At 64.5% G+C, this 22127-nt stretch carries 19 protein-coding genes; 11 read left to right on the top strand and 8 right to left on the bottom strand.

Annotated features, from left to right (window positions below; translation table 11 throughout):
• Positions 1-12: 12 nt before the first annotated feature.
• The 3 genes from CIT39_RS02415 (at position 13) to CIT39_RS02405 (ending at position 4487) form a co-directional block, all read left to right on the top strand.
• Positions 13-2355: a xanthine dehydrogenase family protein molybdopterin-binding subunit gene (locus tag CIT39_RS02415; protein WP_094973883.1), complete on the top strand. Its 2343-nt coding sequence runs from the start codon at positions 13-15 to the stop codon at positions 2353-2355.
• Positions 2356-2369: 14 nt separating this feature from the next.
• On the top strand, positions 2370-3170 hold the full coding sequence (locus tag CIT39_RS02410) for an FAD binding domain-containing protein (RefSeq protein ID WP_094973882.1): 801 nt from the start codon (positions 2370-2372) through the stop codon (positions 3168-3170).
• Between the two features lie 210 nt (positions 3171-3380).
• Positions 3381-4487: a CaiB/BaiF CoA transferase family protein gene (locus tag CIT39_RS02405; RefSeq protein WP_094973881.1), complete on the top strand. Its 1107-nt coding sequence runs from the start codon at positions 3381-3383 to the stop codon at positions 4485-4487.
• A 138-nt stretch (positions 4488-4625) separates the two neighbouring features.
• On the opposite strand, the gene hppD is transcribed toward CIT39_RS02405, so the two are convergent.
• Complete coding sequence (gene hppD, locus CIT39_RS02400; protein ID WP_094973880.1) at positions 4626-5741, bottom strand: 4-hydroxyphenylpyruvate dioxygenase; 1116 nt, start codon at positions 5739-5741, stop codon at positions 4626-4628.
• Positions 5742-5865: 124 nt separating this feature from the next.
• Here hppD and CIT39_RS02395 point away from each other — a divergent pair, with 124 nt between their 5' ends.
• A complete protein-coding gene (locus tag CIT39_RS02395) occupies positions 5866-6345 on the top strand; it encodes an Lrp/AsnC family transcriptional regulator (protein ID WP_094973879.1) in 480 nt (159 codons plus the stop codon).
• A gap of 72 nt (positions 6346-6417) precedes the next feature.
• Positions 6418-6729, top strand: coding sequence for a DUF1272 domain-containing protein (locus tag CIT39_RS02390; RefSeq protein ID WP_094973878.1), 312 nt, complete (start codon positions 6418-6420; stop codon positions 6727-6729).
• Between the two features lie 9 nt (positions 6730-6738).
• On the opposite strand, the gene fahA is transcribed toward CIT39_RS02390, so the two are convergent.
• The 5 genes from fahA to CIT39_RS02365 form a co-directional block, all read right to left on the bottom strand.
• Positions 6739-8010, bottom strand: a complete 1272-nt coding sequence (gene fahA / locus CIT39_RS02385; protein ID WP_094973877.1) for a fumarylacetoacetase — start codon at positions 8008-8010, stop codon at positions 6739-6741.
• A 144-nt stretch (positions 8011-8154) separates the two neighbouring features.
• Positions 8155-9501, bottom strand: a complete 1347-nt coding sequence (gene hmgA / locus CIT39_RS02380) for a homogentisate 1,2-dioxygenase (RefSeq protein ID WP_162308851.1) — start codon at positions 9499-9501, stop codon at positions 8155-8157.
• A 2-nt stretch (positions 9502-9503) separates the two neighbouring features.
• The gene (locus CIT39_RS02375) at positions 9504-10460 is read right to left on the bottom strand and encodes an MBL fold metallo-hydrolase (protein ID WP_094973875.1); all 957 of its coding nucleotides are present in this window, start codon (positions 10458-10460) and stop codon (positions 9504-9506) included.
• A gap of 24 nt (positions 10461-10484) precedes the next feature.
• Positions 10485-10709 carry a DUF2783 domain-containing protein gene (locus tag CIT39_RS02370; RefSeq protein ID WP_094973874.1) on the bottom strand — a complete coding sequence of 75 codons (225 nt, stop codon included), beginning with the start codon at positions 10707-10709 and terminating at the stop codon, positions 10485-10487.
• A gap of 8 nt (positions 10710-10717) precedes the next feature.
• Entirely contained in the window at positions 10718-12337 is a 1620-nt protein-coding gene (locus CIT39_RS02365) for an FAD-dependent oxidoreductase (protein WP_334273066.1), read from the bottom strand.
• Positions 12338-12447: 110 nt separating this feature from the next.
• On the opposite strand from CIT39_RS02365, the gene CIT39_RS02360 reads away from it, so the two are divergent.
• The gene (locus CIT39_RS02360) at positions 12448-12990 is read left to right on the top strand and encodes a MarR family winged helix-turn-helix transcriptional regulator (RefSeq protein WP_094973872.1); all 543 of its coding nucleotides are present in this window, start codon (positions 12448-12450) and stop codon (positions 12988-12990) included.
• A gap of 138 nt (positions 12991-13128) precedes the next feature.
• Here the strand turns inward: CIT39_RS02360 and CIT39_RS02355 are convergent, their stop codons facing one another.
• Entirely contained in the window at positions 13129-13935 is an 807-nt protein-coding gene (locus tag CIT39_RS02355; protein WP_094973871.1) for an N-acyl homoserine lactonase family protein, read from the bottom strand.
• A gap of 379 nt (positions 13936-14314) precedes the next feature.
• On the opposite strand from CIT39_RS02355, the gene CIT39_RS02350 reads away from it, so the two are divergent.
• The 5 genes from CIT39_RS02350 to CIT39_RS02330 all read left to right on the top strand — a co-directional run bounded on the left by CIT39_RS02350 (position 14315) and on the right by CIT39_RS02330 (position 21222).
• A complete protein-coding gene (locus CIT39_RS02350) occupies positions 14315-15847 on the top strand; it encodes a caspase family protein (RefSeq protein ID WP_094973870.1) in 1533 nt (510 codons plus the stop codon).
• A gap of 148 nt (positions 15848-15995) precedes the next feature.
• Entirely contained in the window at positions 15996-16670 is a 675-nt protein-coding gene (locus tag CIT39_RS02345; protein ID WP_094973887.1) for an OmpA family protein, read from the top strand.
• Between the two features lie 158 nt (positions 16671-16828).
• A complete protein-coding gene (locus CIT39_RS02340) occupies positions 16829-17758 on the top strand; it encodes an RND family efflux transporter (RefSeq protein ID WP_094973869.1) in 930 nt (309 codons plus the stop codon).
• Positions 17758-20907 (top strand): efflux RND transporter permease subunit, encoded by a 3150-nt coding sequence (locus tag CIT39_RS02335; protein ID WP_094973868.1) that lies wholly within the window; start codon positions 17758-17760, stop codon positions 20905-20907. The genes CIT39_RS02340 and CIT39_RS02335 overlap by 1 nt, the downstream gene beginning before the upstream one ends.
• A gap of 87 nt (positions 20908-20994) precedes the next feature.
• Positions 20995-21222: a DUF433 domain-containing protein gene (locus CIT39_RS02330; RefSeq protein WP_244607503.1), complete on the top strand. Its 228-nt coding sequence runs from the start codon at positions 20995-20997 to the stop codon at positions 21220-21222.
• 2 nt (positions 21223-21224) lie between these two features.
• Here the strand turns inward: CIT39_RS02330 and CIT39_RS02325 are convergent, their stop codons facing one another.
• Positions 21225-21899: a Crp/Fnr family transcriptional regulator gene (locus CIT39_RS02325; RefSeq protein ID WP_094973866.1), complete on the bottom strand. Its 675-nt coding sequence runs from the start codon at positions 21897-21899 to the stop codon at positions 21225-21227.
• Positions 21900-22127 lie beyond the last annotated feature (228 nt).

Below are 22127 nucleotides of genomic sequence, written 5' to 3'. Positions count from 1 at the left end.
GGAGGACCAGACATGGGTGTTGAAGGCATTGGCGCACGCGTCGTGCGCAAGGAAGACAAGCGTTTCATTACCGGCAAGGGCCGCTACGTCGACGACATCAAGCTGCTGGGCATGACCCATGCCCATTTCGTCCGCAGCCCGCACGCACACGCCAAGGTGAAGGGGATCGATTCCTCCGCCGCGCTGAAGATGCCGGGCGTGGTCGCCGTGCTCACCGGCCAGCAGATCGTCGATGACAAGGTCGGCAACCTCATTTGCGGCTGGGCCATCACCTCCAAGGACGGCAGCCCGATGAAGATGGGCGCATGGCCGGCAATGGCACCGGAGACGGTGCGTTTCGTCGGTCAGGCCGTCGCGGTCGTGATCGCCGAGACCAAGAATCTGGCGCGCGATGCGGCGGAGGCCGTCGTCGTCAGTTACGAGGAACTTCCCGCGGTCGCCGACGTCCACGCCGCGATCAAATCAGGCGCGCCGCAGCTTCATCCCGAGGCTCCCGGCAACCAGGTCTATGACTGGGTGATCGGGGACGAAGGCGCGACTGATGCCGCGTTCTCGAAGGCCGCCAATGTCGTGAAGCTCGACGTCACCAACAACCGCCTCGCGCCGAATGCCATGGAACCGCGCGCGGCGATCGCCGATTACGACGCGGCGGAAGAGCATTTCACGCTCTATACGACCTCGCAGAACCCGCACGTCGCCCGCCTCGTGCTGTCGGCGTTCTACAACATCGCCCCCGAGCACAAGCTGCGGGTGATCGCGCCCGACGTCGGCGGCGGCTTCGGCTCCAAAATCTTCATCTATCCCGAGGAGATGGTGGCGCTGTGGGCTTCGAAGAAGGTCGGCCGTCCCGTGAAATGGACCGGCGATCGCACCGAAGCCTTCCTCACCGACGCGCATGGCCGCGACCACGTGACCCATGCCGAGATGGCGTTCGACGCCCAGAATAAGATTTTGGGCCTGAAGGTGAAGACCTACGCCAATTTCGGCGCCTACATGTCGCTGTTCTCGTCGTCGGTCCCAACTTACCTCTACGCGACGCTGCTGTCGGGCCAATACAACATCCCGGCGATCCATGCCGAGGTGGTCGGCGTCTACACCAATACCACGCCGGTCGACGCCTATCGCGGCGCGGGCCGTCCCGAGGCGAGTTATCTGATCGAGCGGCTGATGGAAACGGCGGCGCGGCAGCTGAAGGTCGATCCGGCCCAGCTACGGCGGAGCAACTTCATCACCCAGTTCCCGCATCAGACGCCCGTCATCATGGCCTACGATATCGGCGACTTTAACGCCTCGCTCGATGCCGCGATGAAGGCGATCGACTATGCCGGCTTCCCCGCCCGCAAGGCCAAGGCAAAAGCCGACGGCAAGCTGCGCGGCATCGGCTTGTCCTGCTACATCGAGGCCTGCGGCATCGCGCCGTCGAAGGCGGTCGGCAGTCTGGGCGCCGGCGTCGGCCTGTGGGAATCGGCCGAGGTACGCGTCAACCCGGTCGGCACCATCGAGATCCTCACGGGCTCGCACAGCCACGGCCAGGGTCACGAGACCACCTTCTGTCAGCTGGTCTCCGAGCGGCTCGGCATTCCCATCAGCCAGGTCTCGATCGTCCACGGCGACACCGACAAGGTGCAGTTCGGCATGGGCACCTACGGCTCCCGCTCGGCCGCCGTCGGCCTCACCGCGATCCTGAAGGCGATGGAGAAGATGGAATCGAAGGCCAAGAAGATTGCAGCGCATGCGCTGGAAGCTTCCGAGGCCGACATCGTCATCGAGAACGGCGAGTTCAAGGTGACAGGCACCGACAAGGCGATTGCGCTGCCGATGGTCGCACTCGCGGCCTATACCGCGCACAATCTGCCTGACGGGATGGAGCCGGGTCTGAAGGAAAGCGCCTTCTACGATCCGACCAACTTCACCTTCCCGGCCGGCACCTATATCTGCGAGCTTGAGGTCGACTCCGGCACCGGCAAGACCTCCTTCGTGAACTTCGTCGCGGCCGACGATTTCGGCCGGCTGATCAACCCGATGATCGTCGAAGGCCAGGTCCATGGCGGCCTCGTTCAAGGCATCGGGCAGGCGCTGCTGGAACATGCGATCTACGACGCCAGCGGCCAGCCGGTCACGGCCTCGTTCATGGACTACGCCATGCCGCGCGCCGACGACGTGCCCTCCTTCAACCTCTCCCACACCACGACGCTGTGTCCGGGCAATCCCCTGGGCATCAAGGGTTGCGGTGAGGCCGGCGCGATCGGCGCCTCTGCGGCCGTGATCAACGCGATCACGGATGCGATCGGGACGAACAATCTGGAAATGCCCGCAACCCCTGACCGGGTGTGGCGCACGATCCACGCGGCTTGAGAGGAGCATCGAAGATGTACCAGACCACTTATCATCGCGCATCCTCTGTCGACGAAGCGGTAAGCCTGTTTGCCAAGGGCAGCGAAGCAAAATTCCTCGCCGGCGGCCAGACGCTGCTGCCTGTGATGAAGCAGCGCCTCGCCAGCCCGTCGGACGTGATTGACCTCGGCAAGATCAAGGAGCTGCAGGGCGTCGAATTGTCCGGCGATACGCTGACCATCAAGGCCGGCACGATCTATTACGACATCATGACGAATGCAGATGTGAAGAAGGCGATTCCCGCAATCGCCCATCTCACCTCGGTGCTCGGCGATCCCGCGGTGCGCTATCGCGGCACGATCGGCGGCTCGATCGCCAACAACGATCCCGCGGCGGACTTCCCCGCCGCGCTGCTCGCACTCGGTGCCACCGTGAAGACCAACAAGCGGTCGATCTCCGCCGAGGACTTCTTCCAGGGCCTGTTCACCACGGCGCTCGAAGATGGCGAGATCATCACCGCCGTGTCGTTCCCGGTGCCGGCGAAAGCGGGCTACGAGAAGATGCGGCATCCGGCCTCGCGCTTTGCGCTGACCGGCGTGTTCGTCGCGCAGACCAAATCGGGCGAGGTTCGGGTGGCCGCTACCGGTGCCTCACAGAGCGGCGTGATGCGGGTACCCGCGATCGAAGCCGCGCTGAAGGCGAACTGGTCGCCGGCGGCGATCGACAGCGTCAGCATTTCGGCGAGCGGATTGCTGGCCGATATCCACGGCACCGCGGAGTACCGCGCCAACCTCGTCAAGGTAATGGCACAGCGCGCGGTCGCGGCTGCCGGCTGACGCTCACGCGCTAGCGTCTCAACGCAAATTTTCCGCGGCGCGCACTTCGGTGCGCGCCGTTTTATTTTGACCGTGCGGCATGAAAACCGCTTGCCTCGCTGGCATGAAGGCGAGAAAAGTTAATCAGACGATTAACTCGCTCCAAAGAAGAACGTCAGCGGCGATTGCCGAACCAGCGGCATCGGCTCCGCGACCCGAGGAAACAACAACGTGCTCGATAAATCAGCCCCCTCCGCATCCGTCCGCGCCTCCGGGCCGCTCTCGGGCTTCCGCATCGTCGAATTCGCCGGCATCGGCCCCGGCCCCTTCGCCTGCATGATGCTGGCCGACATGGGTGCCGACGTCGTCACGCTCGACCGTGTCGGTGCGAAGAAGAGCATGAAGTCGGTGGCGGGGCGCGGCCGCAAGGTGATCGAGCTCGACCTCAAGGATAAGGCGGCGATCGCGCAAGTGCTGGATCTGCTCGCCAGCGCCGATGCGCTGGTCGAAGGCTTCCGCCCCGGCGTGATGGAACGGCTCGGTCTCGGGCCGGACGTCGTGCTCGCGCGCAACCCCAAACTGGTCTATGGCCGCATGACCGGCTGGGGCCAGGAAGGCCCGCTCGCCAATGCGGCCGGCCACGACATCAATTACATTTCCATCACCGGTGCGCTTGCCGCCATCGGCACCAAGGAAGCGCCGGTGCCGCCACTCAACCTCGTCGGTGATTTCGGCGGCGGCGCGCTCTATCTCGTCGTCGGCGTGCTCGCCGCGGTGCTGGAAGCCTCGCGCTCCGGCAAGGGCCAGGTGGTCGATGCCGCGATGTGCGACGGCGCGGCATCGCTGATGTCGTTCTTCTTCGACATGACGACGCTCGGCCGCTGGACCGAAGGGCGCAACCAGAACTTCCTCGACGGCGGCGCGCATTTCTACGGAGTCTATGAATGCGCCTGCGGCCACTTCGTCTCGATCGGGTCGATCGAACCGCAGTTTTACGCGCTGCTGCGCGAGCATGCGGGCCTGACGGACGCCGATTTCGACGCGCAGATGAATCCCAAGGCCTGGCCGGCGCTGAAGGAGAAGCTGAAGGCGGTGTTCAAGAGCAAGACGCGCGAGGACTGGTGCAAGATCATGGAAGGCACCGACATCTGCTTCGCACCGGTGCTGACCATGTCGGAAGCAACCCAGCATCCGCACATGATCGCCCGCAACGTCTTCGTCGAGCGCCACGGCGTGAAACAGCCCGCGCCGGCGCCGCGCTTCTCGCGGACACCATCGGCGGTGCGCGAACCGGAAGGCGCCGAGATCGGCGCTGTAATGGCTGCGTGGAAGCGATAGATCTAGCCGCGGCAAAGATCGCGCAGGGTGGGCAAAGGCGCGAAGCGCCGTGCCCACCATCTATCCTCGATAATAGCGAAATTGGTGGGCACGCTTCCGCTTGCCCACCCTACGGCACTGTGCCCGAGAGCAGCGTCCTTACGCCGCATCCACCTTCAACACGCCGCGCCGGATCTGATCCTCCTCGATCGATTCGAACAGGGCCTTGAAATTGCCCTCGCCGAACCCGTCGTCGCCCTTGCGCTGGATGAACTCGAAGAAGATCGGGCCAATCGCGTTGGCCGAGAAGATCTGCAGCAGCACCTTGGTCTGGCCGCCTTCCACCACGCCTTCGCCGTCGATCAGGATGCCGTTCTTCTGGAGGCGTGCGATGTCCTCGCCATGCCTGGGCAGGCGCGTGTCGACCTTCTCGAAATAGGTCGCGGGCGGCGAGGGCATGAAGGGCAGGCCGGCATCGCGCAGGCCCTCGATGGTGCGGTAGATTTCGCGGCAGCCGCAGGCGATGTGCTGGATGCCCTCACCGCGATAGGTCTTCAGATATTCCTCGATCTGGCCGGCATCGCCGGCGTCCTCGTTGATTGGAATCCGGATCTTGCCGTCGGGGCTGGTCAGCGCGCGCGAGAACAGGCCGGAGGCACGGCCCTCGATGTCGAAGAAGCGGATCTGGCGGAAGTTGAAGATCCTCTCGTAGAAGCCGGTCCAGACATCCATGCGGCCGCGATGGACGTTGTGGGTGAGATGGTCAAGATAGAACAGGCCGGCGCCGGCAGGCCGCGGATCGTGCGCGCCGAGCCATTCGAACTCGGCATCATAGGCAGAGCCCTTGGCGCCATAGCGATCGACGAGATAGAGCAGGCTGCCGCCGATGCCCTTGATCGCGGGCGCGTCGAGCGTCTTCTGCGCCGATGGCACATCGGCAGGTTCGGCGCCGAGCGAAATGGCGCGGTCATAGGCCGCCTTCGCATCGACGACGCGGAACGCCATCGAGGGCGCGCAAGGCCCGTGCGCGGCGACGAACTCGTAACCGTGGGTGCCGGGCTGCTCGTTGACGAGGTAGTTGATGTCGCCCTGACGGTAGACCGTGATCTTCTTCGTCTTGTGGCGCGCGACGGGCGCGTAGCCCATCAGCTTGAACAGCGCATGCAGCTCTTGCGGATCGGGATGCGCATATTCGACGAACTCGAAACCGTCGGTGCCCATCGGATTGTCGGCGCTGACGGTGGCCGGCGGTGCATCGTGCGGAAACGGTCCCATTGGCGGCTCTCCCAGATTGCTGCTGGGGAGGAACTATCCTTCATGGGGCCTGCAATGAGCGTGCAAACGGGGTGGCTCTTGGCTATCGTATGCACGATCCGTGCATGGAATGGACAAATGACGCATGATTTCGGTTGACGCCTTCGACCTCAAGATCCTCCGTGCGCTCCAGGACGATGGTCGCCTCACCAATCAGGAGCTCGCCGACCTCGCGGGACTTTCGGCCTCGCAGTGCTCGCGCCGGCGGATGCGGCTGGAAGAGGAGAAGGTCATCGCGGGCTATCATGCCGACCTCTCCAGCGAGGCGCTCGGCTTCGGCGTGATCGCCTTCATCCAGGTGACGCTTGCGACGCACTCGCCGGATAATTCGAAGCGGTTTCGCGCGCTGGTTGGCCGTATCGACGAGATCCAGGAGGCCTATTCGCTCACCGGTGACGCCGACTACGTGTTGAAGGCGGTGCTGCGCGATCTCAAGGGCCTCTCCAACCTCGTCAACGACGTCCTGATGCCGCACCAGAGCGTGGCCCATGTGCGCTCCTCGATCGTGCTCGACCGGCTGAAGGAGAGCACGCGGCTGCCGCTGAGGGAGATCAAGGCCGGCTGAAATCGAGGGAACTACGTCATTCGCGCTCCACGCAGGATCTGCGATGATCGCAGCCAATCCGGAGATTCAGCCATGGCGCTCCAGCTTCGACCGAACTGCGAATATTGCGACCGCGACCTGCCGCCGAACGCAGTGGAGGCGCGAATCTGCTCCTATGAATGCACCTTCTGCGCGGATTGCGTCGAGACCAAACTGTCCAACGTCTGCCCGAACTGCGGCGGCGGCTTTGCCCCGCGCCCGATCAGGCCCGCGCAGGAATGGCGGCCGGGCGTCTGCGCTGTGAAACAGGCGCCGTCGGACAAACGGGTGCACTTGAAGTACACCCTCGAGGAGGTTGCCGCGCATTGCGCGCGGATACGCGATGTGCCGCCGGAGAGACGGTGATCGAGCCGGTCACTCCGCCGGCAAAATCGTCCCCTCCACCTCCCCAAAACCGACGCGGTAGCCGTCGGCCTGGCACCAGCCGTGCATCACGAGGCTGTCGCCGTCTTCCAGGAACGAGCGCTTGACGCCGCCGGGCAATTCGACCGGCTCGGTGCCGTTCCAGCTGATCTCCAGGAGGCTGCCGCGCTGGTTCTTCTCCGGGCCGGAGATGGTGCCGCTGCCGAGGAGATCGCCAACGTTCATGGCGCAGCCGGAGGAAGCGTGGTGCATCAGCTGCTGCACCGAGGACCAGTACATGTATTTGAAATTGGTGCGGCTGATGCCGGCGGGCGCGTTGGCGCTCGCCGCGCGCAAGGAGACATCGAGCGCGACGTCGTAGTTCTGCGGCTTGTTCTGCCTGAGATAATCGAGCGGCACCGGCTCCTGCTCGGGCCCCTTCAGGCGGAACGGCTCCAGCGCCTCGCGCGTCACCACCCAGGGACTGATCGAGGTCGCGAACGCCTTGGCCAGGAACGGCCCGAGCGGCACATATTCCCATTGCTGGATGTCGCGTGCGCTCCAGTCGTTGAGCAGCACGAAGCCGAAGATCATCTCTTCGGCCTGTTGCTCGGTGAGCATCCCGCCCATCGGCGAGGGCTGGCCAATCACGACGCCCATCTCCAGCTCGAAATCGAGCCGCTTGCACGGGCCGAAGCTCGGCGCGTCCACATTCGGCGGCTTCAGCTGCCCGCGCGGGCGCTTCACCTTGGTGCCCGACACGACGACGGTCGAGGCGCGGCCATTATAGGCGATCGGCATGTGCAGCCAGTTCGGCTGCAGCGCGTTGTCCTTGCCGCGGAACATCACGCCGACATTGGTGGCGTGCTCCTTGGAGGAGTAGAAATCGGTATAGCCGGAGACCGCGAGCGGCAGGTGCAGCCTTGCGTCGCGCATCGGCACCAGCGCGCGGCTGCGCAGCTCCTCGTTGTCGCGCAGCTCCGGATGATCCTGGCGCAACAGCTCACTGATGCGCGCGCGCGTCTTGGCCCAGACTTTCGGCCCCAGCGCCATAAAGGGATTGAGCGAAGCCCCCGAGAATACGCCGAGCGGGCCGACATCGAGCCGGCAATCCTGCTCGAGCTCCCAGAGATCGAGCACGTAGTCGCCGATCGCGACGCCGACCCGCGGCGTCGGATTCGCCGCGGTGGAGAACACGCCGTAGGGCAGGTTCTGGATCGGGAAGTCGGAAGAAGGATCGACGTCGATGAAGGAGCGGAGGGTGGGGTCGTTGGGATGGAGCATGGGTTTCCTGCCGGATGTTTCTTGACGGTTTTTCCGCCATCATTCCGGGGCGCGCGGAGCGCGAGCCCGGAATCCATACTCACGATCGTGGTTATGGATTCCGGGCCTGCGCCTTCGGCGCATCCCGGAATGACGAACAACGAACTACGGCTTGCTCGGATCGAACCGCTTCTCCAGGCCCTTCCAGCAATCCGCGTAATCGTCCTGCAGCGTGGACGCGTTCGCGGCATGGGCGGTGACGCGCTGCGGGTAGCGGGTCTCGAACATAAAGGCCATGGTCCCCGTCAGCTTCACCGGCTTCAATTCGCCGTTGCTGGCGTGCTCGAAGGCGTCGCGGTCGGGGCCATGCGGCAGCATGCAATTGTGCAGGCTCATGCCGCCGGGGACGAAGCCTTGCGGCTTGGCGTCGTAGACGCCGTAGATCAGGCCCATGAACTCGCTCATGATGTTCATGTGATACCAGGGCGGACGGAAGGTGTTGTCGGCGACCATCCAGCGCTCCGGGAAGATCACGAAGTCAATATTCGCGGTGCCCGCGGTCTCTGACGGCGAGGTCAGCACCGTGAAGATCGAGGGATCGGGATGGTCGAAGCCAATCGCGCCTACGGGAGAGAAGGTGCGCAGATCGTATTTGTAGGGCGCGTAATTGCCGTGCCAGGCGACCACGTCGATCGGCGAATGCGGCAAATTAGTCTTGAACAGCGCCCCGCCCCATTTCACGTAGAGCTCGGTCGGCGTGTCCTTGTCCTCATAGAACGCAACCGGCGTGAGGAAGTCGCGCGCGTTGGCCAGGCAATTGGCGCCGATCGGCCCGCGCTCCGGCAGCGTGAACGCGCCGCCGTAATTCTCGCAGAGATAGCCGCGCGCCGGCCCGTTCGGAATCTCGACGCGGAACTTGACGCCGCGCGGGATCACCACGATCTCGCCCGGTTCGGCATCGATGCGGCCGAACTCGGTGACGAGACGCAAGTTTCCCTGCTGCAGCACGAACATCAGCTCGCCATCGGCATTGTAGAAATGCTGGTTCACCATCGATTTGGTGATGAGATAGACATGCGCGGCCATGCCGGCTTGCGTGTTCACATCGCCCGCCGTCGTCATGGTCTGCACGCCCTCGACGAAGGTCACCTCGTCCTTCGGGAGCGGCGTCGGATCCCAGCGCATCTGCGCGATCGGCAAATCGTATTCATGGCACGGCGCCGAGCGCCACAGGCCGGCATCGGCCTTCTCGAAACGTCCCGAGTGTTTCACCGAGGGGCGGATGCGGTAGAGCCAGGAGCGCTCGTTGCTGCCGCGCGGCGCCGTGAAGGGCGAGCCGGACAATTGCTCGGCATAGAGCCCATAGGCGCAGCGCTGCGGCGAGTTGCGCCCGATCGGCAGTGCGCCGGGCAGCGCCTCGGTCTCGAAGCTGTTGCCGAAGCCGGACATGTAGCCCGGCGTCACCTGCGCCGAGCTGCGGATGATCTGATCAGGCGAGGTGTTGATGTTCATGTCTATCCTCCTCCTTGCAGGGCCGCCCACATCTCCTGGTCGCGGTTGTCGGTCCAGATCACGGGATCGTCGATCCCCGATGCTTCGTCATAGGCGCGCGACACGTTGAACGGCAGGCAGTGCTCGTAAATGGCGAAGCTATGGAATTTCGGGTCCATCACCTCGCGCGTCGCGGCCATCGATTCCTTCAGCGTGCGCCCCTTGGCGACCGAGATTTCGGCGGCGCCATAGAGCGAGGTGACGAAGTCGCGCGTCATCGCGATGGCTTCGCGCACGGTGGCCGTGCCCTTGAGCGCATCGCCACGCCCCGGCGCGATCGCCTTGGGATTGAAGTTGCGGATCTCGTTCAGCGTCATCGGCCACTCGCGCAAATGCGCGTCGCCGCAATAGCAGGCCGAGTGATATTCGATGAGGTCGCCGGAAAACATCACTTCCGCATCGGGCACCCAGGCGACGATATCGCCGGAGGTGTGGCCTGCGCCAAGCTGCATCAGCCGCACTTCGCGCTTGCCGAGATAGATCGACATCTCGCCTTCGAAGGTCAGCGTCGGCCAGGTCAGGCCGGGGATGCTCGAAGCGTCCTGGAACAGGCGAGGGAAGCGGCCGTATTCCGAATCCCAATCCTGTTGGCCGCGCTCCTCGATCAGACGATAGGTCTCCTGCGAGGCGACGATGCCTTGAGCCTTGTAGGCGGAAGCGCCGAGCACGCGCACGGCGTGATAATGCGACAGCACGACATATTTGATCGGCTTGTCGGTGACGGTGCGGACGCGCTCGATCACCTTGTTGGCCATCGCGGGCGTCGCCTGCGCGTCGAACACCAGGCAGCCGTCGTCGCCGACGATCACGGCCGTGTTCGGATCGCCCTCGGCGGTGAAGGCGTAGAGATCGGTGCCGATCTCGGAGAAGGTGATCTTCTTCTCGGAGAGATCGCCGGTGGATGCGAAGTTCTTCGCCATCAATTCGTCCTTTGGGTCGCTGGGTTATTGTTGTTGCTGTTGCTGTTGCTGGCCGTCGATCATGCGGCGCTTGGCGAGCCCGATCGCCTCACGCAGCACATCGATGTCGCCGATATGGTTGGCGAGGATCAGCACCAGCGCCGAATCGAAATCGGCGCTCTGCTCCTCGGTGAACCCGCGATGCGCTTCGACGATGGCACGGAAGGCATCATCAGGTCGCGCGAAGTTGGAGCTGGTGGACAGCGGCATGCGAAACCTCAATTGAGACCTTGGGCCTGCGACAACGCCGCCGCGATCGCAGCACGCGTCGGATGGCGGAAACGCGCGGCGACATAGCCATCGGGCCTGAGCAGATAGGCCGTATCAGGCGCGGCGTCGTAGCGCTTTGCGGCAAGACCCGAGGAATCGGCAAGTCCACCCTCGCCGCCGATGCGGATATTCCTGACGCCGTCGGGCACATCGATCGCCGTGCCATTGCTGAACGAGAGCAGGGTGAAGTCCGTTCCACCCTTGCGGAACGCGTCCGTCAGATAGGCCTGCCCGGCGATTGGCGCGTCGAGCATGGAACAGCCGGGCGGCGGTCCGCCGCCCCACACATCCGCATCAGGCGACGACAGCGGCGATTCGTAGCTGCAAGGCACCGACAGCCGCCCACCATTGACCATACGCTTGCCGAACTCGGTCTCCTTGGCCAGCGACAGCACCGCCTTGCGCAGCCGCGCTTCCTGATGCGAGTTCGGCGCCATGAAATCGGTCGAGCGGGTGGATTCGCGGATGTTCTCGTCGGCCGCGAGGCTCCGCTCGGCATGATAGCTCTCGAGCAGGCTTGCGGGCGAAGTGCCGCGCAGCACACGGTCGAGCTTCCACGAAAGGTTTTCCGCGTCCTCCAGGCCGGAATTTGCGCCCCGCGCGCCGAACGGCGAGACCTGATGGGCGGAATCGCCGGCAAAAATCACGCGGCCATGGATGAAGCGATCCATCCGCCGGCACTGGAATTTGTAGAGCGAGATCCACTCGAACTCGAACGCGTCGTGGCCGAGCATGCGCGCGATCCGCGGCCGCACGTTCTCCGGCTTCTTCTCGACGAGGGGATCGGCGTAGCGGTTGAGCTGGAGGTCGATGCGCCAGACGTCGTCGGGCTGCCGGTGCAGCAGCGCCGAGCGTCCCGCATGGAACGGCGGATCGAACCAGAACCAGCGCTCGGTCGGGAATTCCGCGGTCATCTTGACGTCGGCGATCAGGAACTGGTCCTCGAACACCTGCCCCGCGAAGTCGGCGCCGACCATCTGCCGCAGCGAGGAGCGCGCGCCGTCGCAGGCGATCACATATTGCGCATGCAGGCGATAGGCGCCTTCGGGTGTCTCGATCGTCAACGCGACGGAATCGTTGCGGCTCTCCAGCGCCGTCACCTTGTTGCGCCAGCGCAGGTCGATCTCGGGCAGATCCTGGATGCGATCGACCAGATAGGCTTCGGCATAGTATTGCTGGAGGTTGATGAAGGCGGGCCGCTTGTGGCCGTCCTCAGGCAGCAGGTTGAACTGGTAGAGCAGGGACTCCCCGTGGAAGATCCGGCCGACGCTCCACACCACCACGCCCTTGGCGACCATGCGGTCGCCGACGCCGAGCCGGTCCCAATATTCCAGCGAGCGCTTCGAGAAGCAGATCGCGCGCGAACCCTCGCCGATGCGATCGGCGTCGTCCAGCAGTACGACCCGCTGGCCGCGCTGGGCGAGATCGATCGCGAGCGACAGCCCGACCGGGCCGGCGCCGACAACCACGACTGGATGCTCGGCCGGATTCTGACCGGGACGATCCTGATCGGAGTGGCGGCGATAGCCGAATTGGATTTTGGCCTGATGCGTATTGGCCTGCGCCATGCGCTAACCTCAGCTCTGGTCAGGAGAAGGCTGATCTGCTAGATAGTCTCACGTGCAACTATTTTGGACCGGAGCCGGCCGGCCGTCAACTGGAATTCGGAGCGCGCTCCTTGGCGAGGACATCTGGCGATATCGCACTGAAGGCACGCGAGGCCGATGAGGCCTCAACGCGGCCAAAGGCACGGCTCGACCTGTTCAAGTTCGTGCCGTTCCGCCTCAACCGGCTCGCAGCGGAAGTCAGTTCCGCGCTCTCGGTCGAATATCAGGAACGGCATGGTCTCGATATTCCGGCCTGGCGCGTGATCGCCACGCTCGGGTTCCGCAACGATGCCTGCAGCGCGCAATACATCGCGCAATGCACCCGCACGCACAAATCCACCATCAGCCGCGCGGTGACGACGCTGCTCGGCGAGGACATGATCGAGCGGGTCGAGAACGAAGCCGACCGCCGCGAATTCCGCCTGCAACTGACGAAGAAGGGCCGCGCGCTCTATGAAGAGCTGTTCCCGCAATTGCTGCGGCGAGAGGACGAAATCCTCGCCTGCCTCTCCGCGCAGGAGCGCAAGCAGCTCTCGGCTCTGCTCGGCAAGATCGAGGACAGTCTCGATCTGATCCAGACCAGCAAAGAGGCGGACGCCAAGCAGGCGTATTAGCTCGTTCTGTCATTCCGGGGCGCCGCGCCAGCGGCGAACTATGGTGCGCGATTGCGCACCTGAGAATCCATCCCGCCACCGGTTACGATGATCAATGGATTCCGGGCTCGCGCTTCGCGCGCCCCGGAATGACAACTTCTATTTCGCAAACGACCGCGACGGCGGCAGATGCAGCGCCCAGGCGTCGACCTTGTCGCTGGCGCGCGGATAGATCTCCGTCACGATCGGATCGTGGCCGGGGATGAAGCGATCGGGATGGCCGGCGAGGCGCTCGATCGTCTCCCAGCCGACCGCCATGTCGCCGACATTGTAGACGATCGGGAACGGGCTCTTGCGCTGCAGATTGGCGTAGTAATGCGCGGCATCGGATGCGAGCACCACCGGCCCGCGCGCGGTTTCGACCCTGACCACCTGCAGGCCGTCGGAATGGCCGCCGACACGATGCACGGTGACGCCGGGCGCGACCTCGCCGTCGCCGGAATAGAAAGTGACGCGCTCGCCATAGACGTGGCGCACCATCTGCGTGACGTGCTCGACCGAGAACGGATGTCGCAGCAGGCCGTTGCACATGCAGCGTCCCGTCGCATAAGCCATCTCACGCTCCTGGAGGTGGAAGCGCGCATTGTGGAAGCGGTCGAGATTGCCGGCATGATCGTAATGCAGATGCGTCACGATGACGTCGCGAATGCTCGAGGCCGCGACGCCAAAACGCTCCAGCGCATCGACCGGATTGAGTGTCAGCTTGCGCGCCCGCGCGCTCGCCTCCTCGGCATTGAAGCCGGTGTCGACCAGGATGTCGCGGCCGTGCCCTCGGATCAGCCAGACGAAATAGTCGAGATCCTGCGCCGCACTGTCATGCGGATCGGGCTGAAGGAAGTTCATGCTGGGGGTGCGCGGCGACATCGTCGCGTAGCGCAGGGCGTAGATTTCGTAGGCGTTTCCCATGATTCTTGCTTTTGCTTTGCTTTTCTGAGTGGACCTTCCGGGACGACCCTGCGCACCAAGCCATTGTCCGCTGCAAAGGTCAAACGCCTCGCGGCGCGACGGAGCTACGCTCTCAATGTGAGACCAATCACATTTTTATCGCCATGGAGGCCCTAACGTGCCGCCGGTAAGATCGAGCCGGACCACGTCGAGCACAAGCATGACATCCCCTTTATTCCCCTTGCGGCACGCCCGGGCGTTGCGGTCAATCGTCGCGATAACGCCGAATCTCCAAGCGGTTGACGCGATCCGTCCCCGGTTTGATAATGCAGGAAGCGTAAGTTAAGGTCGCCGCGGCGCAAGCTGGTAACGGCGCCTTTTTGGCTGGACCGCGCTGATTATGAAAATTCGCTTCTTTTTTCTTCTGCCCTTGCTCGTCTTGCTCGTTCCGACTGCCCCGTCGCTTGCGGCCGGTGATCGCTTCGCGCTGGTCATCGGCAACGCCAAATATCCGGACGCGGATGCCCCGCTGAAGGAACCGATCAACGATGCCCGTGACGTCGCCGACGAGCTCAAGCGCGATGGCTTTTCGGTCGAGATCGCCGAGAATCTGACCGGCGACGGAATGCGCCGTGCCTTCGACAAGCTCTACGGCAAGATCAAGCCGGGATCCGTGGCGCTGGTGTTCTTCAGCGGCTTCGGCATCCAGTCGGCGCGCCAGAGCTACATGCTGCCGATCGATGCGCAGATCTGGACCGAGTCCGACGTGCGCCGCGACGGTTTCAGCCTCGAGACCGTCCTCGGCGAGCTCAACACCCGCGGCGCCGGCGTCAAGATCGCGCTGATCGACGCCTCCAGGCGCAACCCGTTCGAACGCCGGTTCCGCAGCTTCTCGGCCGGCCTGACCCCGGTGATCGCGCCGAACGGCACGCTGGTGATGTATTCGGCAGCGCTGGCCTCGGTGGTCTCCGACGCCGGCGGCGAACACAGCCTGTTCGTCCAGGAGCTCTTGAAGGAAATCCGGGTCCCCGACCTGATGGCCGAGGAGACGCTGAACCGGACCAAGATGGGCGTCACCCGCGCTTCGCGTGGCGAGCAGGTGCCGTGGATATCCTCTTCATTGGCCGAAGATTTCTCCTTCAGTCCGGGAGGTGGCGGATCACGTCCGGCACCTGGCGCGACGCCTGCGCCTCCCGCCCCGCCGCCGGTCGTCGCCAAGAACCCGCCGCCGGCACCGCCCGCCCCGCCGACACCGCCGCCGCCGTCAAAGCCGGTCGACACCGCCGCGGCGCCTGCGCCACCACCTGCGCCCGCACCGGCTCCTGCGCCGAAGCCGCAGGTCGAGGCTGCTCTGCCCCCGCCGTCACCGCCGGTAATACCGGCTGATCCCGCTCCGGCGCCGAGCATGGACAGCGGTCCGAGCGCGGCCGCGCTGGCTGACGATCCCACAATCAAGAGCCTGACCACCAAGATCGCCGCCAATCCGGACGACGTGAACGCGCTGTACCGGCGCGGCCAGGTCTATGCCAGCAAGGGCGCCTACAGCCTCGCCATCAAGGATTTCGACGACACGCTCCGAATCAACACCAAGGATGTCGAGGCGCTGAACAACCGCTGCTGGACCCGCACCGTGGTCGGCGACCTCCAGGGCGCGCTGAAGGATTGCAACGAGGCGCTGCGGCTGCGGCCGAACTTCGTAGATGCGCTGGATAGCCGGGGCCTCGTCAACCTCAAATCGGGCGCGGTCAAGAATGCCATCGCCGATTTCGATGCGGCCCTGAAGATCAACCCGCGCCTGACCTCCTCGCTCTACGGACGCGGCCTCGCCAAGCAGCGCAACGGCTCCGCCCAGGAAGGCGCGCTCGATATCGCCAATGCCAAGGCGATGGATCCGAACATCGTTCAGGAATTCGCAAGCTACGGAGTGCGCTAGTATTTTTTTGAATTGAGGCAGGCGGAGCCTCGAACCCTTGGTGGCCCCGGGAAGACTAACGAACGGATGCCGCAGGCGGCCTTCCCCGGGGGGCTCATTGCAGGAATTTTGGAACCGCGCGAAGCTGGCTGCGCAGGAGGGACTGGCTATGAAATCGGCTGCAAGAGGACTTATCGCGATCCTGTCCATCATCACCCTTGGCACCGCCCTGTCGCTGCCGCCCTCGTCCGCATTCGCCGGCGATGACGGCAACAGCAAGAACCTCACCGAGGACGACATCGTCCGCGCACTGGCGCCGGCGCCGAAGAAGCCCCTGACCCGCGGCCTGTCGATCGGCGCCCCGCAGGCCGACCTCGCGCCGAACGCGGCGGAGACCAAGCTGATCCAGTCCGTGCGCGGCCGCTCGACGCGTTCGCTGTCGTCGACCGAGCGTGAGGAGATCGCGTCCGTCGCCAAGGACAAGCCGAACATCGATCTCGAGATCACGTTCGACTACAACTCCTCCAATATCAGCGCCAAGTCGCTTGCTTCAGTGCAGGCGCTCGGCCGCGCGCTGACCAGTCCCGACCTGAAGGGCTCCACCTTCGTGGTCGCCGGTCATACCGATGCGGCCGGCGGCGAAGCCTACAACCAGGACCTGTCGGAGCGCCGCGCGGATTCGATCAAGCGCTACCTCGTCGAGAAGTACAGCATCTCCGCGAGCGATCTCGTCACCGTCGGCTACGGCAAGAGCAAGCTGAAGGACCCGAGCCAGCCGATGGCGGAGGCCAACCGCCGCGTCCAGGTCGTCAACATGGAAAACAAGACCACCGCATCGAAGTGAACACGACGTAATCCTTTGAAGTGACAAGTCGTGATGTGGTGTAAAGTCTCGCTTCCAGAGCGCGTCCCGCAGCCTTGCGGGACGCCGCTTTGTTTCAGGGAAACGCTTTCCATGGGCCTCGCGCGGCCGGCCGTGAGCCAGGCCAGGATGATCCGGCGATGAACCTCTCCGAATATCTCAAGCCCGCCGGAACCGTGGTGTTCGTCGTCGCGCTCGGCGTCGGCTATTACCTGTTCGAGCATCGCAAGCGTCCCGAGCCGAAGGAGACGCAGAGCGAGGCGCTGGTCATCGTGACGAAGTCGACCAATGCCTGCTTCTCCGATCTCGTGCGCGTGACCGGCTTCTTCGTGCCGCGCCGCGAGGCCGTGGTCATCGCCGACCAGGAGGGATCCAGGGTCACCGATCTCTTCGTCACCGAGGGCGCCGTCGTCACCGACAACCAGGAGCTGGCGCGCCTGACCGCGCCGCCGCAAATCCCGGGCCAGCCGCAGCGACCCGGTCCGCAAGGCCCGATCTCGCTGAAGGCACCTGCACCGGGCCTCGTCACCGAGATCCGCACCATCGTCGGCGCGCCCGCTTCGCCGCAGGCCGGCCCGATGTTCCGCATCGCCGTCAACAACGAGATCGAGCTCGATGCCCAGGTGCCGGCGGTGCACATGCCAAAGCTCAGCGCCGGCGCCACCGTGCGCATCAGCCGCGACGACGCGCCCGATCTGATCGGCCGGGTCCGGCTGGTTGCGCCCGAGATCGACCGCGCCACGCAGCTCGGCCGCGTCCGCATCAGCGTCACCAACAATCCGTCGCTGAAGATCGGCGTGTTCGCCCGCGCCTCGATCGACGCCAAGCGAAGCTGCGGCGTCTCGATTCCCAAGACAGCCATCGACCATCTCACCATTCAGGTCGTCAAGGACAACACGATCGAGACGCGCAAGGTGCGGGTCGGACTGTCGTCCGACAGTGCCACGGAAATCCTGGAAGGGCTCGAGGTCGGCGAAATCGTCGTAGCCGATGCCGGCTCTTCGCTCCATGACGGCGACCACATCAAAACCATGTTCGCCGATGAACTCGATCGCACGCGGGTACGCTGATGGCACTCAATATCTCGGCATGGTCGATCCGTAATCCGCTGCCGTCGGTCGTCTTCTCGATCATCCTCCTGGTTCTCGGCTGGGTGTCCTTCACCAAGCTCGCCGTGACGCGGCTGCCGTCGGCCGACATTCCCGTGATCTCGGTCGTGGTCTCGCAATTCGGCGCTGCGCCCGCCGAACTCGAATCGCAGGTCACCAAGACGGTCGAAGACGCCGTCTCCGGCGTCGAGGGCGTGCGGCACATCACCTCACAGATCACCGACGGCGTGTCGGTGACCACGATCCAGTTCGCGCTGGAGACCAACACCGACCGCGCCCTCAACGACGTCAAGGACGCGGTGACGCGCGTGCGCTCCAACCTGCCGCAGAACGTCACCGAGCCGCTGATCCAGCGCGTCGACGTCATCGGCCTGCCGATCGTCACCTATGCCGCGATCTCGCCCGGCAAGACGCCGGAGCAGCTCTCCTATTTCGTCGACGACGTGGTCAAGCGCGCCCTGCAAGGCGTCCGCGGCGTTGCCCAGGTCGAGCGCATCGGCGGTGTCGAGCGCGAGATCCTGGTCTCGCTCGATCCCGATCGCCTGCAGGCGATGGGCCTGACTGCCGTCAATGTCAGCCAGAGCCTGCGCGGCACCAATGTCGACGTCGCCGGCGGCCGCGCCGAGATCGGCAAGAACGACCAGGCGATCCGCACGCTCGCCGGCGCCAAGACGCTCAGCGACCTCGCCGGCACCATGATCCCGCTGTTCGGCGGCGGCGAGGTCCGGCTCGACGATCTCGGCACCGTCACCGACACCATCGCCGACCGCCGCACCTTCGCCCGCTTCAACGGCGAGCCCATCGTCGCGCTCGGCATCAAGCGCTCCAAGGGCGCCAGCGACGTGAAGGTGGCCGAGGCCGTGCAGAAGCGCGTCGACGCGCTCAAGGCCGCCTATCCCGACGTCGACCTCAAGGTGATCGACACCTCGGTCGAATACACCAACGGCAATTACCACGCGGCGATCTCGACCCTGTTCGAGGGCGCCATCCTCGCCGTCATCATCGTGCTGCTGTTCCTGCGCGACCTGCGCGCGACCATCATTGCCGCGATCTCGCTGCCCCTGTCGATCTTCCCGGCGTTCTGGGCGATGGACCTGCTCGGCTTCTCGCTCAACCTCGTCAGCTTCCTCGCCATCACGCTGTCGACAGGTATTCTCGTCGACGACGCCATCGTCGAGATCGAGAACATCGTCCGGCACATGAACATGGGCAAATCGCCCTATCGCGCCGCCCTCGAAGCCGCCGACGAGATCGGCCTCGCGGTGATCGCGATCTCGCTGACGATCATCGCGATCTTCGCACCCGCAAGTTTCATGTCGGGCATCGCCGGACAGTTCTTCAAGCAGTTCGGCATCACCGTCTCGGTGCAGGTGTTCTTCTCGCTGCTCGCCGCGCGCTTCGTCACGCCGGTGCTGGCGGCCTACTTCCTCAAACACCATACGCACGAGGAGCCGCCGCCCGGCCGCATATTGCGGTCCTATCACCGGCTCGTGGCCTGGTCGGTGAAGCATTATTTCATCACGGTGCTGATCGGCTTCGGCGTGTTCGCCGCCTCGATCTGGAGCATCACGCTGCTGCCGCAGGGATTCCTGCCGGCGCAGGACAGCGCACGCTCGCTGCTGGCGCTCGAGCTGCCTCCGGGCACTCAGCTCGCCTACACCGAAAAAGTCACCGAGGACATCGTCGCACGCCTGCGCAAGCGGCCCGAGGTGAAGAGCATCTTCGTCGACGGCGGACGTGTCCCGCCGGGCACGCAGGAGGTCCGGCGCGCCGCGCTGATCATCAACTACACGCCCAAGGATGCCCGCGACATCACCCAGCGCGAGCTCGAATTCTCGATCAGCCAGGAATTGGAGAACATCCCCGACATCCGCTTCTGGTTCCTGGACGAGAACGGCCTGCGCGCCATCTCGCTGGTCGTGACAGGTGTCGACGCCAACATCGTCAACAATTTCGCGAGCGAGCTCGCGACGCAGATGAAGCGCATTCCCACCATCTCCAACGTGATCTCGGAAACCACGCTGGAGCGGCCGGAGCTGCGCGTCGAACCGCGCGCCGATCTCGCCGCGCGGCTCGGCGTCTCGACCGAAAGCCTGTCGCAGACCATCCGCGTCGCCACCATCGGCGACGTCGGACCCGCGCTCGCCAAGTTCGACGTCGGCGACCGTCTGGTGCCGATCCGCGTGCAGCTCGAGGATGCCGCGCGCGGCAATCTGAAGACGCTGGAACAGTTGCGCGTGCCGCTCGGCGAGCACGGCGAGAAGGGCGGCGTGCCGCTCTCGGTCATCGCCGACGTCAAGCTCGACCAGGGTCCGACCAGCATCAACCGGTATGATCGCGAGCGGCAGGCGACCGTCGCCGCCGACCTCGTCGGTTCCGCTGCGCTCGGCGACGCCACCAAGAAGATCTACGACCTGCCGGTGATGAAGAGCCGGCCGAAGGGCGTGAAGGTCTCTCCCTCCGGCGACGCCGAAAGCCTCAACGAGCTGTCCGACGGCTTCGCCACCGCGATCACGGCGGGCCTGATGATGGTCTACGCCGTGCTGGTGCTGCTGTTCGGCACCTTCCTGCAGCCGATCACCATCCTGTTCTCGCTACCGCTCTCGATCGGCGGCGCCATCGCGGCCCTGCTCCTCACCGGCAAGCAGCTGACCACGCCGGTGTGGATCGGCATCCTGATGCTGATGGGCATCGTCACCAAGAACGCGATTATGCTGGTGGAATTCGCGATTGAAGCGATTCACGCCGGCAAGCCCCGCGAAGAGGCCATGATCGACGCCGGCATGAAGCGCGCCCGCCCGATCGTGATGACCACCATCGCAATGGCCGCGGGCATGATGCCGAGCGCGCTCGCGGTCGGCGCCGGCGGCGAGTTCCGCTCGCCGATGGCGCTCGCAGTGATCGGCGGCCTGATCTTCTCGACCATCCTGTCACTGGTGTTCGTGCCCGCGATGTTCATGGTGATGGACGATCTCGGCGCCCTGATCTGGCGCTTCGCCAAGCGGCTGATCGTGCACAGCGAGGATGCGGAGGCGGACGCTCATCACGGATCGGCACCGGCGGAAGCAGGGCCAGCGCCGAAGAATATCATCCACCCCGCTGCGGAGTGAGGCTCCGAACGAGCGAGCTTAGAGTCACACGCTGGCGCAAGTCGTTCGTTCGCGCTAGCCTATGCCATGGCTTTTTTGCGTATCACGATGGACCCTGCCGTCTGCGCTGGCAAAGCCTGCATTCGCGGGCTGCGGTTTCCAGTCGCGCGATTGCTCAGCCTGCTGGCGGCCGGCGAGACGCGCGAAGCCATCCTTAATGACTACCCGTATCTCGAGCGCGAAGACTTTGGCGAGGCATTGCGATACGCGGCCTTCCTCGCAGAGGACATAGCCGTCGATCTGCCTCGCCCGTCCAAGCGAAGTGAAATTCGCTAGACTCACTCGTTCCGCGCGATCGCGGTCAGCTTGGTCATGTTTCGCAGCAATATCCGCCCGCGCTGGAGATCGAGGATCGCTTCCTTGCGCCAGGCCTGCAGCTGGCGGTTGACGCTCTCGCGCGCGGCGCCGACGAAGACGCCGAGCTGCTCCTGCGAGATGTGCACCTCGGAACCGAAATCGGCAGCGAGCGCGCAGAGCCGCCGCGCCAGCCGCACCGGCAGCGGCTGCAGCATGGATTCCTCCATACGCTCGCTCTGCCAGCGGATGCGCTGGCACAGCAGCGCGATGATCTTGATCGCCACCTTCGGCTCGCGCTCGAGGAAGGCGAGAAAATCTTCGCGCCGCAGCACGAACAATTCGCTGGCCTCGCCCGCGGTCGCATCCGCGGTGCGATTCTGGCCGTCCAGCACCGCGACTTCACCGAACAGATCGCCCGGTCCCATGAAATTCAGCGTCAGCCGGCTGCCGTCGGACGAGCCGGTCTCGATGCGGACCTGGCCGCGGCGCACGCCGAACAGCGCGTCGCCGGCATCGCCCTTCTGGAACAGCACCTCGCCGTTCCCCAGATGCTGGGTGTGGCAGAGATTGGACAACCGCTGGAGCTCGTCTGTACCGAGATCAGCGAACATGGCGTTCATCTTCAGAATGACCGCAAATTCGGCCTGCTTGCTCATTTCAATGTCCTTGTGAACGTCCTGGTCAGTCTTGTTGGCAATCGCTTGAAACCATCAACATCAGCATCGCGTAAAACCGCGCCGGCGAAGTGTGTCATAAGTCACATAACTTTGCAGCACCTCCTGATTATTTTTACGTGCTTGGAGCCGCTTCCCGTCCGGGGATAAACTCGGGCGCGAAGGATGGTCAGCCGGCGGGATTCGACGCCGATTGTCCGTCAGTGGAAA

The organism is Bradyrhizobium symbiodeficiens (assembly GCF_002266465.3).
Taxonomy (GTDB): domain Bacteria; phylum Pseudomonadota; class Alphaproteobacteria; order Rhizobiales; family Xanthobacteraceae; genus Bradyrhizobium; species Bradyrhizobium symbiodeficiens.
This window is presented reverse-complemented; position numbering and strand designations above follow the sequence as displayed.